Origin of the sequence: Paraburkholderia sp. DD10, from assembly GCF_049177125.1 — a bacterium.
Lineage (GTDB): Bacteria > Pseudomonadota > Gammaproteobacteria > Burkholderiales > Burkholderiaceae > Paraburkholderia > Paraburkholderia terricola.
The window spans coordinates 319,898-335,279 of the sequence record NZ_CP185393.1; the positions used below are offsets into that span (position 1 = coordinate 319,898).

A 15,382-nucleotide genomic window follows, 5' to 3' on the forward strand; every position below is an offset into this window, starting at 1 on the left:
ACTCCGCCGGGCTCATGGCTTCTGCCGATTCCCCTACCGCGATTCGACGCCGCTCGGCTATCAGCCGCGCGCTGCGCGCGATCACGTCCCCGTACTACCGCTATCGCCATGCCAAGGTGCTGCACAGTCTGCGCGTCGGCCTCGCGATGATCGTGTCGATTCTCGCCACCACGGGGATCGATATACCGCACGGCATCTGGGCGTCGGTGACGCTGCTGGTGGTGATCGGCGGCTTGCAGCATCACGGCAACATCCGCAAGAAGGCGGCCGAGCGGGCCGCGGGGACGTTGCTCGGAGCGTCGATCGGGCTCCTGCTGATCGTGCAGCAGAATTTGCTCGGCTCGCTGCCGCTCACGTACCTGTTGATGTCGGTCTTCGCGGCGATCTGCGCGTGGTTCGCGATCGGGTCGTCCGGCTATATCGGGCTATTGACGGCGATCACGATGTGCATCGTCGCGGGCCACGGCGACAACCAGATCGACGTCGGGCTGTGGCGCACGCTGAACGTGCTGATCGGCATCGTGATCGCATTGGCGTTTTCGTTCGCGCTGCCGCTGTATGCGACGTATTCGTGGCGTTACGGGATCGCCACCAATCTGCGCGAATGCGCGCGCATCTACACGCGTTTGCTTGAAGGCGCGCCGATCGGCGAGGAGGAGCAGGTCAAGCGCTTTCTGCAAATCAATCGGCGGCTCGTGCAGTTGCGCTCGTTGATGCCTTCGGTGGCGAAGGAGGTCGACGTGCCGCAGGCGCGGCTCGAAGAAATTCAGCGGCTGCACCGCTCGGTGCTCAGTTCGCTGGAGTTGCTCGCGACCGGTCCGCTGATGCACGCCGATGCGGTGGCGCGTGCCGCGTATGCCGGGCAATCCGGCGCGGAGGTGCGCGCCGTGCGGACGATTCTGCTGGCAATGGCGCGCGGCTTGCGCTTTGGCCGCGCGACGCGCCCCGGCATTCCGGCCGCGCCGCCGCTCGCGCAGACGCGCGGCGGCGCGGCGCTCGGGTTGCCGCCCGATTTGCAGGGGCCCTACTGGCTCGGGCAGCGGCTCGCCGAGCAGGTGGACCGGTTGCGCGCGCTATTGCTGGAAACCGAGCCGAACTGGAATATCGAGCGGCAACCGCGGGCGTTGCTGAACGCTTGACTTGCCGGGGTAACCGGCACGGCGCTCAAACCTGCGGCGGCAGCGTCACCATCCACGTCAGACCGAAGCGGTCCACCGTCATCCCGAAGCCCTTGCTCCAGAACGTCGCGCCCCAGGGCATCAGCACCTGGCCGCTGTCGGCGAGCGCATTGAAATATTGCTGGGCGGATGCCGGGTCCTCCACGGTCAGCGACAGGCTGAAGCCGCTCATGCGTGGCGCATCGGGATCGCAATGACCGTCCGACGCCATCCACTGGCTCGCGCCGAGCTTGACGTTGGCGTGCATGATCTTGTCTTCGAGACCAGCGCGCGGCGGATTCTGCGGGTCGGGCGGCGCGTCCTTGAAGCGCATCATGAACGTCACTTCCGCGCCGAGATGCTTGCCGTAATAGGTGAGCGCTTCCTCGCAGCGGCCGTTGAAAAACACATAGGGCTGAACTTGCATGATCGTCTCCGTGAACGTGAAATGAGCGGCGCCGCGTTCCCCGCCGAGGAGCGGCGAGCGAGCGGGCGTGCAGACGATTGTAGTCGCCCGTTGCGGGGGCAGTTGTGACTTTAAGTCGCAGGAAGCGGGGTTCCCCGGCGTGTGCGAAAAGTCGTTCGTAAACGGCATGCGGCCCTGAACCGCGAGGCTCAGGGCCGCATGCTTCGGGCGACCTTAACGCAGTGATTTTTAACGCAGCGCTTCGATCAGTTTTTCCAGTTTCACGGCGTCCGCCGCGAATGCGCGGATGCCTTCGGCGAGCTTTTCGGTCGCCATCGCTTCGTCGTTGACGAGGAAACGGAACGACGATTCGTCGACCGGCACGCGTTCGATGTCCGTGTCCCTGGCGATGTCCGCCGACAGCTTGCGCTCCACCTTGTCGGTGCTTTCGTGCAGCTTTTGCAGCAGGTCCGGGCTGATGGTCAGCAGATCGCAGCCGGCCAGTTCCAGAATCTGGCTGGTGGTGCGGAAGCTCGCGCCCATCACCTCGGTCTTGTAGCCGAACTTCTTGTAGTACGCGTAGATGCGCTGCACCGACTTCACGCCCGGATCGTTCGCGCCGCCGTCTTTCGCTTCGTCCCACGCGCTGCCGGCGTTCTTCTTGTACCAGTCGTAAATGCGGCCGACGAACGGCGAGATCAGTTGCGCGCCGGCTTCGGCACAGGCCGCGGCCTGCGCGAGCGAGAACAGCAGCGTCATGTTGCAGCGGATGCCTTCCTTCTGCAGCACTTCGGCCGCGCGGATGCCTTCCCACGTGGAAGCCAGTTTGATCAGCACGCGTTCGCGTTCGACGCCGTGGTCCTTGTACAGCGCGATGAGTTCACGGCCCTTGGCGATCGAGCCTTCGACGTCGAACGACAGGCGCGCGTCCACTTCGGTCGAGACGCGGCCCGGAATGATCTTGAGGATTTCGGTGCCGAACGCGATCAGCAACTGGTCGATGATCGCGCCGACCGGCTTCGACGCGTGATCTTTCACGGTCTTTTCGAGCAGCGGCCGGTAGTCGTCTTTCTGCACCGCCTTCAGAATCAGCGACGGATTGGTGGTCGCATCTTGCGGCTTGTACTGGGCAAGCTGCTGGAAGTCGCCCGTATCGGCGACGACGGTGGTGTATTGCTTGAGTTGGTCGAGTGCGGTTGTCATGTTCGGGCCTTCAGGGCGCAGGCGCGCCGTGGTTCAGGAGAAATGAGGTCGCCACCGGATCAAAACGAACGGGTTCCGGTGGCCGCGAGTCACGCTGCGGCGTTCGCCCCATGTTGCCGGGAAACGCCGCCGGATGCTTCTATTTTATGGCGGATCGGCTGATGCAGTGTTGACACTTGCCACGGACGATCCGTTCAGCGTCTGCTATTTGCTCAACATCCGCATCGCGGTTTCGAGGCCGGCGAGCGTGAGCGGATACATGCGGTGACCGAGCACTTCGCGAATCGCGCTGACGGACTGCCGGTACGCCCACAAGCCTTCCGGCTCGGGGTTGAGCCACGCGTGCTGCGGGAAATGGTCCGCGAGGCGGCGCAGCCACACCGCGCCGGCTTCGGCGTTGTTGTACTCCACCGAGCCGCCTGGTTGCAGCACTTCGTACGGGCTCATGGTCGCGTCGCCGACGAAGATCAGTTTGTAGTCGGGCGTGAACTTGTGCAGCACGTCCCACGTCGGCATGCGCTCGGCGTGGCGGCGGCGGTTGTTCTTCCACAGGAAGTCGTACACGCAGTTATGGAAGTAATAGAACTCGAGGTGCTTGAACTCGGCCTTGGCGGCGGAGAAAAGCTCTTCCGTGCGCTTGATGTGATCGTCCATCGAGCCGCCCACGTCGAGCAGCATCAGCACCTTCACCTTGTTGTGCCGCTCGGGCACCATCTTCAGGTCGAGCCAGCCGGCGTTCGCGGCCGTGCTGCGGATCGTGTCGGGCAGATCGAGTTCGTCGGCGGCGCCTTCGCGGGCGAACCGGCGCAAGCGGCGCAGCGCGATCTTGATGTTGCGCGTGCCGATTTCGACCTGGTCGTCGTAATCGCGATAGGCGCGCGCTTCCCACACCTTGACGGCCGTGCGGTTGCCCGCCGCGTCGCCGCCGATGCGCACGCCTTCGGGGTTGTAGCCGCCATTGCCGAACGGCGACGTGCCGCCGGTGCCGATCCATTTGCTGCCGCCTTCATGGCGATCTTTCTGTTCGTCGAACAGTTGCTTGAGACGCTCCATCAGCTTGTCGAGGCCGCCCATTGCCTCGATCTGCGCCTTTTCCTCCGGCGACAGATCGCGTTGCAGCTTCTTCTTCAGCCAGTCGAGCGGAATGTCGAAGGCGAGTTCGGAGGCCAGCGCGACGCCGTTGAAATACGCGCCGAACGCCTGGTCGAACTTGTCGAAATACTGTTCGTCCTTGACCAGCGTGATGCGCGCGAGATAGTAGAACTCGTCGAGCGACGGCGCGATCACGTTGGCTTTGAGCGCCTCGAGCAGCGTCAGATATTCCTTCACCGACACCGGCAGTTTGGCGGCGCGCAGCGAGTAGAAAAAGTCGATCAGCATGCTGGATCCTGTGCGGCGGCGGTTGCTGCGTGTGTATGGCGCGATGCGCTCTTCGACGCGGCGCTGACGCCCGATCAACGGTTCAACGGTGGTTCAACGATTGTTGCGGTTCATGAAAATCAGCCGCTCGAACAGGCTCACGTCCTGCTCGTTCTTCAGCAGCGCGCCGTGCAGCGGCGGGATGATCTGCTTCTGGTCGGACGAGCGCAGCGCTTCGGGCGGAATGTCTTCCGCGAGCAGCAGTTTCAGCCAGTCGAGCAGTTCCGACGTGGACGGCTTTTTCTTCAGCCCCGAGACGTTGCGTAACTCGAAGAAGCTCTGCATCGCGGCGGCAAGCAGTTCCTGCTTGATGCCGGGGTAATGCACCTCGACGATCTGCTGCATCGTGGCCGGATCGGGGAACTTGATGTAGTGGAAAAAGCAGCGGCGCAAAAACGCGTCGGGCAGCTCTTTCTCGTTGTTGGACGTGATGATTACGAGCGGGCGCTGCTTCGCGCGGATCAGCTCGCGCGTCTCGTACACGTAGAACTCCATGCGGTCGAGCTCGCGCAGCAGGTCGTTCGGGAATTCGATGTCGGCCTTGTCGACTTCGTCGATCAGCAGCACGGTTTGCTGCTCCGACTCGAACGCCTGCCACAGCACGCCCTTGACGATGTAGTTGGCGATGTCCTTGACGCGCTCGTCGCCCAGTTGCGAGTCACGCAGGCGCGACACCGCATCGTATTCGTACAGACCTTGCTGGGCCTTGGTGGTGGACTTGATGTGCCATTGCAGGAGCGGCATGCCGAGCGCGGCGGCGACCTCCTCGGCGAGCATGGTTTTGCCGGTGCCGGGTTCGCCCTTGATCAGCAACGGACGCTTGAGCGTCATCGCGGCGTTGACCGCGAGCTTGAGATCGTCGGTGGCGACGTACTGCGATGAGCCTTCGAAACGCATGGCGAGATGCTCTTTTCGGGGAAAAAACCCAGTATAAGTCAGAAGGCCTGTTGGCTTGGACGCGGCTCGCGTAGGGTGGCAGCCGCGATGTCGTACGCGTTGTTGTACGCGATGCGGGCGTCCGGGCGGCGTTGCCGGGCGGACGGAGGCGTGTCCGTGGCGCCGATGGGCGGGTGTTCCGGGCTTGCGAGCACGAGCGGCGGCAGCCGATGGCGGGCGCGAAGTCATGCAAGGCCGATGCAACGCCAATACGATGCCGACGGGCGCCGCGCGCGAGCCAGGCACGAGCCCGGTGCAAGCCCGGCGTGGCGCGGCAAAACGGCGCTAGCCGTGGCTTTGCGGCAGCCGGACCCGCCGCGGCCCCGCGCGGTGGACGTTCGGCGCGGCGTCGCGGTACAATTAGCCCGATTTTTTTGGCCTGCGTGGCTACCCTACAAGAAGAACGGCGCGGGCCGTTGCCTTTTTGGGCGCCCGTTTCCCCTCAAGCCAGGTTACATGCTATGAATAAATTCGTCGGCAAACACGTCGTGATCGCAGCGCTGTCGGTGCTCGCGGGCTATGCGGCCAGTGCGCAGGCAGCGGATGTCGTCGGCAACGCGAAGGCGGGCCAAGGCAAGGTCGCGATGTGTATTGGCTGCCACGGCATCCCTGAATACCGCACGGCTTACCCTGAGGTCTACCGCGTGCCCATGCTCGGCGGCCAGAATCAGGCGTACCTCGCGAACGCGCTGCACGGCTACAAGAAGGGCGATCGCCATTTCGAAACGATGCGCGCGATCACCGCGTCGCTATCGGATCAGGACATCGCCGACATCGCCGCCTACTACGCGGCGCAAAATTCCTCTTCGAAGAACAATCCCGACAAGTGATCGGCGTCGGTCGTCCGTCCAGTCACTCGGTTATTTATATTCGCGGGATAGGAGAATTCATGAATAAGCCCCAACAGGCACTCCACACGGTGTTCAAGGCTGCATGCGCGTCGGCGGCAGTGATCGGTCTGATTGCAGCGAACGTCGCCCACGCCGCTGATGCCGGCAACGGCAAGGTGCTGTCCGACAGCCACAACTGCGCGGCTTGCCATGGCGTCAACCTGAACAAGCCGGTGAGCCCGGAGTATCCGAAGCTCGCCGGTCAGCACGCCGACTACGTCTACTGGGCGCTGCGTCAATACCAGATGGGCAACGGCAACCCGCATCTCGGCCGCAATAACGCGATCATGCAGGCCCAGGTGCAAAGCCTCTCGTTGAGCGACATGAAGGACATCGCCGCGTATGTCGAATCGCTGGACGGCGATCTGGTGCAGAAGAAGTAACGGCGTGCGCGCTGCTCGCGCGTTGTTTCCAGATTGAACGACACCCCGCTTTTGCGGGGTGTCGTGCTTTGGGGCTCGTGATTCGCGCGCCGGCCTCAGTCGCGCGTGGCGCGCTGCTCGATGCGCTGCAAATACGCGTCGGTGTCCGGCGGCGTGCCGGTGCGCTGCGCTTCCCAGATGGTTTCGCCGAGGCAATCCATGATCGCGTGCTGCGCCTCGTGCGTCGAACCGAGGCGTGCGGCGAGCCGTTCGTGCGCCGCGCGGATGCCGGGCGGCTGGTCGATCGACAACTGCTCCGTGATCGCCAGGTGCATCGACAGATGCAGGAACGGATTGGTCTGGCCGCGTTCGGGCGAGTAGTCCTGGGCCTGTGCGGCTTCGCCGTCGGTCAGATCGGCGTGGTATTCGGGATGTTCGACGATCCAGTCGGCGGCGATCGCTTCGAGCGGCGTCAGGATCTCGCCTTGACGCTGTTTGCGCCAGGTGTCGGTGAAAAAGAGGCGGACTTCGTCACGGCTGGGATTGAACATCGTGGGACCGGTGCGGTTGGTTTGACGCGTGCACGGCGCGAGAAGCTTGCGACGTGCATGAAGCGCGAGTGCAGGGCGCCATTTTACGCCGGGGCCAGGCGGCCTGCTGGCGGTGCCTGGCGCCGAGGCATTCCCGCCGCTCAGAGATCCGGCGGCGGCGTCTTCGGCCGGAATTCGCACAGCGGCTCGATCACGCAATGCCAGCACTCGGGCCGGCGCGCCTTGCAGACGTAGCGGCCATGCAGGATCAACCAGTGGTGCGCATCCTGCTTGAATTCCGCGGGCGTGAATTTCTCCAGCGCCGTTTCCACCGCGCGCACGTCCTTGCCGGGCGCGAGCCCGGTTCGATTGGCAACCCGAAAGATGTGCGTGTCGACCGCCATGGTCGGATGGCCGAACGCCGTGTTCAGGATCACGTTGGCCGTCTTCCGGCCAACCCCCGGCAGGCTTTCGAGCGCTTCGCGATTCTCCGGCACCTCGCCGCCGTACCGGTCGAGGAGAATGCGGCAGGTCGCAATGACGTTCTTGGCCTTGGTCCGATAAAGACCGATGGTCTTGATGTAGTCGGCCACGCCTTCCTCGCCGAGATCGAGAATCTTTTGCGGCGTATTCGCGACCGGGAACATCTTGCGCATTGCCTTGTTGACCGAGACATCGGTGGCCTGCGCCGACAGCAGCACCGCAATCAGCAATTCGAACGGCGTGGTGTACTCGAGTTCGGTCGTGGGATGCGGATTGAGACTCTGAAACGTCTCGTAGATGGCGCGGCGTTTGTTCGCGTTCATGCGGTGCGGGCAGGTGCGTGGAGGTGAGGTTAGCGCTTCGTGGACGGCGTGTCGCTGTCGCCCGCGGCGAGTCCTAGACGGCGGCGGCGTGCTTCGGCGGCGTCGATCTGCGCCTGCACGTCGGCGCTGACGCGTTCGGTGTTCTGCGGGCCCTGGCCCTTGGCGGCCAGTTCTTCCTTCTTCTTGCGCGCGCGTTCGAGCGCGGCCTGGATGATCGCGCGTTTTTTCGCTTCGGCGTCGTCCGCCGCGGGTGTGGCGGGCGCGGTGGATGCTTGCTCGGCGCCGGCTTGCGGCGCTTGGGCGCTGGCGCCGCTGCCGGCACGCCGCGCCGCCGCACGTGCTTCGGCCGCTTCGCGTTCGTGCGCAAGGCGGGCTTCGCGCCGGGTGTGGCGCTCGCGCGCGGCGTCGGCCTGAGCCTGGCTCCATGCGTCCCAGCCGGTTGCCTCAGCGGTGACCGGCAGCATCGAAATGCAATCGACCGGGCAGGGCGGCACACACAGGTCGCAACCGGTGCAGAGTTCCGCGATCACCGTATGCATCTGCTTCGGTGCGCCAACTATCGCGTCCACCGGACAGGCCTGCATGCACAGCGTGCAGCCGATGCAAACCTGTTCGTCGATAACCGCCAGCGGACGCGGCCGTTCGACGCCATTGGCGGAATTGAGCGGGATCACCGGTTTGCCGAGCAGTGCGGCGAGGCGCGCGACGCCCTCGGCGCCGCCGGGAGGACACTGGTTGTAATTGGCCTCGCCGCTCGCAACGGCTTCGGCATAAGGACGGCACGCGGGGTAGCCGCACTTCGTGCATTGCGTTTGGGGCAGCAGATCTTCGATGCGATCTGCGAGTGTTTTGATCTCTGTCACGGTCACGACGTTGGGGCTTGCCTTGCGGCCGCACAGCTTGAACTAAATAGCACATTATCGCCGATTTCCCCAATTGCCATCCGCAATCGATGTGCCATAATCGAAGCGCTTTTTCGAAAGACCGCACGAGGGTGACCCCCAACCATGGCGCGCCCGTTCAACGCTGTCGGTGCAAGGCCCGAGAGAGGCCGGCGGCGCGATCCGGATAACGCGGCTCACGAAGACGATGCCACCATGAATCAGCCGAAAATCAAAAGAGATCCTGAAGGCACGCGGCGCCGCATTCTGCTTGCGGCGGCCGAAGAGTTTGCAAATGGTGGGTTGTTCGGCGCACGCGTCGATCAGATCGCCCGCCGGGCGGAAACGAATGAACGCATGCTGTACTACTACTTCGGTAGCAAGGAGCAGCTATTCACCGCGGTACTGGAGCACGCGTTCAGCGCGCTCAATGAAGCCGAACGAACGCTCGAACTGAACGGCGTGGCGCCGGTCGAGGCCATCACGCGTCTCGCGCATTTCGTTTGGGATTACTACCGTGACCATCCCGAGTTGCTGCGTCTCGTGAACAACGAGAATTTGCATGAGGCGCGGTATATGCAGAAGTCCACGCGCATCCGCGAAATGATCTCGCCGATCGTCGCCACGCTCGGCGCGATTCTGGAACGGGGCCAGCGCGCGGGGCTGTTTCGCAGCAACGTCGACCCGCTGCGCTTTTACGTGACGCTCTCGGGCATGGGCTACTACATCGTGTCGAACCGCTTCACGCTCGAGGCAACGCTCGGCCGCGATTTCAGCAGCGCGAGCGAACGCAGCGAAGTCGTGCAGATGAACACCGAGTTGCTGCTCGCGTATCTGTTGCGGAAATAGGCCGCCGGTTACCCGCGGACCGCGCAAGAACGTCAGGGACCAAGCTGTCGAGCCCAGCCCCAGCGTCAGAAACAACAACGGCCCCGTGAGAGGGGCCGTTGTTCTGCATCATGCCTGCGGTGCTCAGGCTTCGACTTTTTCCTTCGCTACGTTCGGCGCCTTGTTGTGCTCGAGAATGAAGTCGCGCAACTGCGGATAGATGATGGTGCGCCAGCGGCGGCCCGAGAAAATGCCGTAGTGTCCGCACTTTTCCGCGGTGAAGTGCTGCTTGTTCTTCTCCGGAATGCCGGTGCACAGATGGTGCGCGGCATAGGTTTGACCGTCGCCGGAAATATCGTCCAGCTCGCCTTCGATCGTGAAGAGCGCGGTCCTGGTAATGTCTTGCGGGCGCACCCGTTGCCCGGCCACGTCCCACGTGCCCTCGGCAAGACGGAACTCCTGGAACACCACGCGGATCGTGTCGAGGTAATAGTTCGCGTCCATGTCGAGCACGGCGTTGTATTCGTCGTAGAAGCGGCGATGCGCTTCCGCGTCGTCCTCGTCGCCGCGCAAGAGGCTCTGATAGAAGTCCCAATGCGAGGCCGCGTGACGTTCCGGATTCATCGCGACGAAGCCGGTGTGCTGCAGGAAGCCTGGGTAGACCTTGCGCCCCACGCCCGGATAGTTCGGCGGCACCGTGAAGATCACGTTGTTCTCGAACCATTCATACGAGTGCTGGGTGGCGAGCGAGTTGACCGAGGTCGGACTCTTGCGCGCGTCGATCGGGCCACCCATCATCGTCATGGTGCGCGGCGTGTCCTCACCGCGGCTCGCGAGCAGCGAAATGGCGGCGAGCACCGGCACGGTAGGCTGACACACCGAGATGACGTGCAGGTTCTTCGCGCCGATGTGGCGGATGAACTCCTGAATATAGGCGACGTAGTCGTCCAGATGAAACTCGCCGGCTTCGAGCGGCACCATGCGGGCGTCGATCCAGTCGGTCAGGTAGACCTTGTGGTCTTGCAGCAACGTGCGCACGGTGTCGCGCAGCAACGTGGCGTGGTGCCCCGACAGTGGCGCGCAGACCAGCACGACCGGCTCGTCCTTCAACTGGGTGACGGCGTCGCTGTCGTCCGCGAAACGCTTGAAGCGCATCAGCCGGCAAAACGGCTTCTCGATGATCGTCTGTTCGATGATCGGGATGTTATGCCCGTCCTTGACGATCTGATGGAGGTTGAACTCGGGCTTCTCGTAGTCCTTGCCGAGCCGGTAGAGCAGTTCGTAACCGGCCGAGAGGCGCGTGGCGCCAGGCACATAGGCCAATGGACTGGCCGGATTCGCGAACGATTTCGACGCAGCCTGAGCCCAGGCGGTAAGGGGGCTCAACATCGCCCGCTGGAATTCGTGAAATTGGTAGAGCATGGGTGCTCCGGTTTCTAAGCGGTTCGCATGGGGGCTTCGCAAACACGCGTGTGGCGTTGCAGCGGGCCATTAGGTTGAAGGCACTTTGTTTTTTGGCCGACAGTCTGTTTGATCATATCGAACAAAGCGTGCTTGTGCAAAGCAGCAATTTACGTGCGGCGACCCGCAAATTGCCATTAAATCATGCTACTGGCGATGTTGCCGCGCCGCTATCGGGGCTTGCCGCAGCCTTAAGCTGCTCCCCACCTGTGCCGTTATGGGACGGTTGCCCGGTGGCCCGCGCCATCTCCTGTTCGTGCTTCGTCAGGTTCAGGCCGGTATGCACCAGCGCCACGTGGGAAAACGCCTGCGGGAAGTTGCCCACCAGCCGCCCAGCGATCGGATCATACTCTTCCGCCAGCAAGCCGACGTCGTTGCACAGCCCGAGCAGTCTTTCGTACATCGCGACCGCTTCAGTCATGCGGCCTTGCAACGCGAGATTGTCCACCATCCAGAACGAGCAAGCGAGAAACGTGCCTTCGCCGGGCGGCAGGCCGTCGTCGTATTCGGTGGTGCGGTAGCGCATCACGAAGCCGTCGCGCATCAGGTCCCGCTCGATCGCCGCCACCGTCCCCTTGACGCGCGGGTCGTGCGGCGGCAGGAAGCCGAGCAGCGGCAGCAGCAGCACGCTCGCATCGAGCTGATCGCTGCCGTAGTACTGGGAAAACGCGTTGAGCGCGGGATTCCACGCCTTTTCGCAAACTTGCGCGTGGATTTTGGCGCGGGTGGCGCGCCATTCGTCGAGCGGGCCGTCGAGCTTGAACATTTCAGCCGACTGGATCGCGCGGTCGAAAGCGACCCACGCCATCACCTTCGAGAAAGTGAAATGCTGACGGCCGCCGCGCGTTTCCCAGATACCCTCGTCCGGCTCTTCCCAGATGGTCTCCAGGTGGCGCAGCAACGCGCGCTGCACGTTCCACGCGGTGTCGTCCGCCTGCAGGCCGCCAACGCGCGCCAGGTGCAGCGCGTTCATCACTTCGCCGTAGACGTCGAGCTGGCGCTGGCCGACCGCGTTGTTGCCGATCCGCACCGGCTTCGCACCCTGATAGCCGGGGAGCCAGTCGATCTCGAACTCGGGCAGGCGCCGTTCGCCGGCGAGCCCGTACATGATCTGCAACTGGTCCGGCGCGCCCGCCATCACGCGGCCGAGCCAGCTGCGCCACGCGCGTGCTTCGTCGTAATAGCCGCCGCGCATCATGGCGAGCAGCGTGATGGTCGCGTCGCGCAGCCAGCAATAGCGGTAGTCCCAGTTGCGCGTGCCGCCGAGCTGTTCCGGCAGCGAGGTCGTGGGCGCCGCGACGATGCCGCCGGTCGGCTCGTATGCCAACGCCTTCAGCGTGATCAGCGAACGGCGGATCGGCTCGGCCCATCGGCCTTCGATGGTGCAGCGCGCCGACCATTCGAGCCAGTGATTCTCGGTGCGCGCGAGCGACGAATGCGGATCGCGGGCCGGCGGAATCCGCAGATGCGACGCCGCATAGGCCAGCGAAAACGGCACGCGCTCGCCTTCGCTCACCGTGAATTCGGCGAGCGTTTTCATGTTCTCGCCGCGCAGGTCCGCCGACGTGCGCAGCACGGCGGTATCGGGACCGACGATCGCCTTGATGCCGTTGTCGCATTTCAGGCGGTCGACCCACGGAATCGAAAAGCCGTAGTCGAAGCGCAGCACCAGTTCCATCTTCATACGGACCGTGCCGCGTTTGCCGACCACGATGCGCACCATTTCCGACCAGCCGTTGCCGGGCGGCATGAAGTCGATCAGCGTGACCGCGCCCTCGGGCGTTTCGAAATCCGTCTCGAGAACCAGGGTCTCGCCGCGATAGCGGCGCGTGACCGTGAACGGCGTGTCGGAAGCGGGGCAGATCTGCCAGCGGCCGTTGTCGGGCGTGCCGAGCAGGGCGGCGAAGCAGGCGCCCGAATCGAAGCGCGGCCAGCAGAGCCAGTCGACGGAACCTTCGCGGGAGACGAGCGCGGCGGTATGGCCGTCGCCGATGAGCGCATAGTCTTCGATGGGTGCGGGCATGGAGGGCGTGTCCGTAATGCGCGCGCGATGGGCGCGGCGCTTGGGTTCGTTGTCAGTCATTGTGGTGTCGGACCCGCGTCATGCGCGTTGGGTTCAGCACGCAATGCGGCAAAACGCGGCTTGGTAAACTGTCAAATCCCTGCCTACAATCTGATTTCAAACCGGTGCGCGGGAGCTTGTCAAAGCGCTCGTCGTCCTGGCTCATGGAGCGTGCAACACTGTTTCCGGGGACCAAAGCTATGCTGAATCCGTCGAAATCCGATTGCATCACAATTCTCTCGGCCGCCAGCGAACTTGCCGACGATTCCATGTTGCCGCTCGATCCCAGCCGTCTCGGTTTGAGCCGCAACGGCATGCTGACCGCCGCCGCCTTTCTGACCGAGCGGGCGTGCTTCCGGCGCTATCAGGAAGGTGACGGTCATTATGCCGTCGGCGCGCTGTCGTTGCAGGGTCGCTTGCGGCTCGAACAACTGTGCAACGGCTAAGTATCGGTTGAGATCGGGCTGAACCCGTGCTGGCTCACCCGATGAGCGGGCGGCGCTCAGCGCACGCTCGCGGCGGGCGAGACGCGCCGGACCGGCCGCACCCGCCGCCACGCCGCCTCGCCTTGTTGCCCGGTTTCCTCTTCAGCTTTGCCGTTCTCGTCCGCTTTCACCAACTCGCGCCAAGCCTCGCCGCCGCGCGTGCGCGTGCGCTTGCGTGCTCAGCCATGCCACTCGGACGCTAAACCGGCCGGCGCCGCCGCCCGGTTTAGCGCCTCTTGCCGCGTTGCCTTGAACAACTGAACGCGGTGACCGTCCGCCGCCGCTCAGAAGTGCGACGCCCCCACGCCGAAGATTCCAATGATCCCGATGATGATCAGATAAAGCGCGACGATGTAGTTCAAGAGCCGCGGCATGACGAGAATCAAAATACCGGCGATCAGCGAAACGAGCGGGCCGAGGCTGAGTGTGACGTTCATGAAGACTCCCTGGTGTGAACGCGTGAAAGGCGATTGGAAAAAACACCCCGCGAGGCGGGACAATTGCTGCACATGCAACCAAGTACCGCGCAGCCGCCTGGCGATAGCCGGATTCGCTGCATGATCCGGCGCAACGCTTTTATACTTGCCTCGATAAAAACAACGCTCGACTGTACGCGCGGCAGGCCATGGACACCATTACAACCGAATAACCCATGTTGAGGAGGTCTCATATGCTTCGTCGTCACCGGGCCGCGGCGCCCGCCGTCGCCGGTCCCCGTCCGCCTCGTGCTGCTGAATCCGCGCCTCGCCTGTCCGCCCGCTCGATCATAAAAGGTTTCGTGCTCATGGTCTCGATCGCCGCTTCGCATGCGTTTGCACAAGAGTCCGGCGCGGCTCCCGCGGACGGCGTCTACAACATGCTGATAGGCACCTATACCGGCGGCAAGAGCGAAGGCTTGTACGTCTACCGCTTCGACACGAAGACGGGCGAGGCGACCCGCGTGTCGGTCGCGCAGACGGTCAACCCCTCTTACCTGGTGGTGAGCCGCGATCGCCGCTTCGTCTACGCGGTCAACGAATTGCCCGGCGACAACGGCCCCGCCACGCAGCGCGGCGGCATCAGCGCGTTTCGCTTCGACGCCGCGAGCGGTCAGCTCACGTTCCTCAACAAGGTCTCGGCGGACGGCAACGACCCGTGTTATCTGAGCCTGTCGCCGGACGGCAAGTACCTGCTGAGCGCGAACTACTCGGTAGCGGCCGACCCCGGCGGCAGTTTCGCGGTGTTCCCTGTACAGGCCGACGGCCAGGTTGGCGCGTCGGTGCTCACGGTGCACCACGAGGGCAGCGGTCCGGTGAAGGGACGCCAGGACAACTCGCATGTGCACTCCACCGTGTTCTCGCCGGACGGCCGCTATCTGCTTGCTCAGGACCTGGGCGCGGACAAGCTCTACTCGTACCGCTACACGCCCGACGGCAGCCGCGGCCTGCTCGGCCCGACCGACTGGCGCTACACCCAGGCGAAGGCGGGCACGGGTCCGCGTCACCTCGTGTTCGGCGCGGACGGCAAGCAGGCGTATCTGACGAGCGAACTGAACGCCACGGTCAGCGTCTTCAATCATGACGACGGCAAGCTCACGCAAGTGCAGACGCTTTCGCTGACCGAGCCGGGCTTCAAGGGCGCGATGGGCGCCGCGGCGATCCACCTCTCGCCGGACGGGCGCTTTCTGTACGCCACGAATCGCGGCGATGCGAACGAGATCGTGATCTTCTCGGTCGATCCCGCCAACGGTCATCTGAAGAAGGTCGGACATCAATCGAGTCTCGGCAAGTCGCCGCGCGAGTTCGCGATCGACCCGACCGGCAAGTGGCTGATTGTCGGCAATCAGAACAGCGACACCGTGTACGTGTTCAAGCGCGATCAGCAGAGCGGTTTGCTCGAAGCGAATCCGAAGCGCTTCGACGTCGGCTCGCCGGTGGACTTCAAGCTGGTTTCGCCGTCGTGAGTGTTGATGACGCG

16 protein-coding genes are annotated in these 15,382 nt (G+C 63.8%); 6 read left to right on the plus strand and 10 right to left on the minus strand.

All coding sequences use genetic code 11. The features are described from left to right. The first annotated feature begins 14 nt into the window (after positions 1–14). On the plus strand, positions 15–1,139 hold the full coding sequence (locus tag ACOCG7_RS16785; protein WP_114162088.1) for an FUSC family protein: 1,125 nt from the start codon (positions 15–17) through the stop codon (positions 1,137–1,139). 25 nt (positions 1,140–1,164) lie between these two features. Here ACOCG7_RS16785 and ACOCG7_RS16790 read toward each other — a convergent pair whose 3' ends face one another. The 4 genes from ACOCG7_RS16790 to ACOCG7_RS16805 form a co-directional block, all read right to left on the minus strand. After that, on the minus strand, positions 1,165–1,584 hold the full coding sequence (locus ACOCG7_RS16790; protein WP_114162089.1) for a VOC family protein: 420 nt from the start codon (positions 1,582–1,584) through the stop codon (positions 1,165–1,167). Positions 1,585–1,812: 228 nt separating this feature from the next. Next, positions 1,813–2,766, minus strand: a complete 954-nt coding sequence (gene tal / locus ACOCG7_RS16795; protein WP_114162090.1) for a transaldolase — start codon at positions 2,764–2,766, stop codon at positions 1,813–1,815. A 204-nt stretch (positions 2,767–2,970) separates the two neighbouring features. Further along, entirely contained in the window at positions 2,971–4,146 is a 1,176-nt protein-coding gene (locus ACOCG7_RS16800) for a vWA domain-containing protein (RefSeq protein WP_114162091.1), read from the minus strand. Between the two features lie 93 nt (positions 4,147–4,239). After that, the gene (locus tag ACOCG7_RS16805; RefSeq protein ID WP_073429494.1) at positions 4,240–5,082 is read right to left on the minus strand and encodes an AAA family ATPase; all 843 of its coding nucleotides are present in this window, start codon (positions 5,080–5,082) and stop codon (positions 4,240–4,242) included. A gap of 500 nt (positions 5,083–5,582) precedes the next feature. Between ACOCG7_RS16805 and ACOCG7_RS16810 the strand changes: the two genes are divergently transcribed. Together ACOCG7_RS16810 and ACOCG7_RS16815 are read left to right on the plus strand one after the other, a co-directional pair. Then, entirely contained in the window at positions 5,583–5,951 is a 369-nt protein-coding gene (locus tag ACOCG7_RS16810; RefSeq protein WP_073429495.1) for a c-type cytochrome, read from the plus strand. Positions 5,952–6,010: 59 nt separating this feature from the next. Next, positions 6,011–6,394 (plus strand): c-type cytochrome, encoded by a 384-nt coding sequence (locus ACOCG7_RS16815; protein ID WP_073429496.1) that lies wholly within the window; start codon positions 6,011–6,013, stop codon positions 6,392–6,394. 95 nt (positions 6,395–6,489) lie between these two features. On the opposite strand, the gene ACOCG7_RS16820 is transcribed toward ACOCG7_RS16815, so the two are convergent. The 3 genes from ACOCG7_RS16820 to rsxB form a co-directional block, all read right to left on the minus strand. Beyond that, positions 6,490–6,924: a DUF1841 family protein gene (locus ACOCG7_RS16820; protein ID WP_073429497.1), complete on the minus strand. Its 435-nt coding sequence runs from the start codon at positions 6,922–6,924 to the stop codon at positions 6,490–6,492. Positions 6,925–7,064: 140 nt separating this feature from the next. Next, positions 7,065–7,709, minus strand: a complete 645-nt coding sequence (gene nth, locus ACOCG7_RS16825; protein ID WP_073429498.1) for an endonuclease III — start codon at positions 7,707–7,709, stop codon at positions 7,065–7,067. Between the two features lie 29 nt (positions 7,710–7,738). Then, positions 7,739–8,572 (minus strand): electron transport complex subunit RsxB, encoded by an 834-nt coding sequence (gene rsxB, locus ACOCG7_RS16830; protein ID WP_083085561.1) that lies wholly within the window; start codon positions 8,570–8,572, stop codon positions 7,739–7,741. Positions 8,573–8,806: 234 nt separating this feature from the next. On the opposite strand from rsxB, the gene ACOCG7_RS16835 reads away from it, so the two are divergent. Continuing rightward, entirely contained in the window at positions 8,807–9,439 is a 633-nt protein-coding gene (locus tag ACOCG7_RS16835) for a TetR/AcrR family transcriptional regulator (protein ID WP_073429585.1), read from the plus strand. Between the two features lie 123 nt (positions 9,440–9,562). Here the strand turns inward: ACOCG7_RS16835 and ACOCG7_RS16840 are convergent, their stop codons facing one another. Next, positions 9,563–10,840 carry a polyhydroxyalkanoate depolymerase gene (locus tag ACOCG7_RS16840; RefSeq protein ID WP_073429499.1) on the minus strand — a complete coding sequence of 426 codons (1,278 nt, stop codon included), beginning with the start codon at positions 10,838–10,840 and terminating at the stop codon, positions 9,563–9,565. 181 nt (positions 10,841–11,021) lie between these two features. Continuing rightward, positions 11,022–12,902, minus strand: a complete 1,881-nt coding sequence (locus ACOCG7_RS16845; protein ID WP_114163437.1) for a glycoside hydrolase family 15 protein — start codon at positions 12,900–12,902, stop codon at positions 11,022–11,024. A gap of 239 nt (positions 12,903–13,141) precedes the next feature. Here ACOCG7_RS16845 and ACOCG7_RS16850 point away from each other — a divergent pair, with 239 nt between their 5' ends. Continuing rightward, positions 13,142–13,387 carry a hypothetical protein gene (locus tag ACOCG7_RS16850; protein WP_073429500.1) on the plus strand — a complete coding sequence of 82 codons (246 nt, stop codon included), beginning with the start codon at positions 13,142–13,144 and terminating at the stop codon, positions 13,385–13,387. Positions 13,388–13,710: 323 nt separating this feature from the next. On the opposite strand, the gene ACOCG7_RS16855 is transcribed toward ACOCG7_RS16850, so the two are convergent. Next, entirely contained in the window at positions 13,711–13,863 is a 153-nt protein-coding gene (locus ACOCG7_RS16855) for a DUF3096 domain-containing protein (RefSeq protein WP_073429502.1), read from the minus strand. A 233-nt stretch (positions 13,864–14,096) separates the two neighbouring features. Between ACOCG7_RS16855 and ACOCG7_RS16860 the strand changes: the two genes are divergently transcribed. Then, positions 14,097–15,368: a lactonase family protein gene (locus ACOCG7_RS16860; RefSeq protein WP_114162092.1), complete on the plus strand. Its 1,272-nt coding sequence runs from the start codon at positions 14,097–14,099 to the stop codon at positions 15,366–15,368. The last annotated feature ends 14 nt before the right edge of the window (positions 15,369–15,382 follow it).

What these genes read in the sequence shown, in the direction of transcription:
- ACOCG7_RS16790 (WP_114162089.1), bottom strand. Translation starts at nt 1,584, where the DNA reads ATGCAAGTTCAGCCCTATGTGTTTTTCAACGGCCGCTGCGAGGAAGCG.
- ACOCG7_RS16805 (WP_073429494.1), bottom strand. Translation starts at nt 5,082, where the DNA reads ATGCGTTTCGAAGGCTCATCGCAGTACGTCGCCACCGACGATCTCAAG.
- ACOCG7_RS16800 (WP_114162091.1), bottom strand. Translation starts at nt 4,146, where the DNA reads ATGCTGATCGACTTTTTCTACTCGCTGCGCGCCGCCAAACTGCCGGTG.
- ACOCG7_RS16860 (WP_114162092.1), top strand. Translation starts at nt 14,097, where the DNA reads ATGCTTCGTCGTCACCGGGCCGCGGCGCCCGCCGTCGCCGGTCCCCGT.
- ACOCG7_RS16850 (WP_073429500.1), top strand. Translation starts at nt 13,142, where the DNA reads ATGCTGAATCCGTCGAAATCCGATTGCATCACAATTCTCTCGGCCGCC.
- ACOCG7_RS16855 (WP_073429502.1), bottom strand. Translation starts at nt 13,863, where the DNA reads ATGAACGTCACACTCAGCCTCGGCCCGCTCGTTTCGCTGATCGCCGGT.
- nth (WP_073429498.1), bottom strand. Translation starts at nt 7,709, where the DNA reads ATGAACGCGAACAAACGCCGCGCCATCTACGAGACGTTTCAGAGTCTC.
- ACOCG7_RS16835 (WP_073429585.1), top strand. Translation starts at nt 8,807, where the DNA reads ATGAATCAGCCGAAAATCAAAAGAGATCCTGAAGGCACGCGGCGCCGC.
- ACOCG7_RS16810 (WP_073429495.1), top strand. Translation starts at nt 5,583, where the DNA reads ATGAATAAATTCGTCGGCAAACACGTCGTGATCGCAGCGCTGTCGGTG.
- ACOCG7_RS16840 (WP_073429499.1), bottom strand. Translation starts at nt 10,840, where the DNA reads ATGCTCTACCAATTTCACGAATTCCAGCGGGCGATGTTGAGCCCCCTT.
- ACOCG7_RS16815 (WP_073429496.1), top strand. Translation starts at nt 6,011, where the DNA reads ATGAATAAGCCCCAACAGGCACTCCACACGGTGTTCAAGGCTGCATGC.
- ACOCG7_RS16785 (WP_114162088.1), top strand. Translation starts at nt 15, where the DNA reads ATGGCTTCTGCCGATTCCCCTACCGCGATTCGACGCCGCTCGGCTATC.
- tal (WP_114162090.1), bottom strand. Translation starts at nt 2,766, where the DNA reads ATGACAACCGCACTCGACCAACTCAAGCAATACACCACCGTCGTCGCC.
- ACOCG7_RS16845 (WP_114163437.1), bottom strand. Translation starts at nt 12,902, where the DNA reads ATGCCCGCACCCATCGAAGACTATGCGCTCATCGGCGACGGCCATACC.
- ACOCG7_RS16820 (WP_073429497.1), bottom strand. Translation starts at nt 6,924, where the DNA reads ATGTTCAATCCCAGCCGTGACGAAGTCCGCCTCTTTTTCACCGACACC.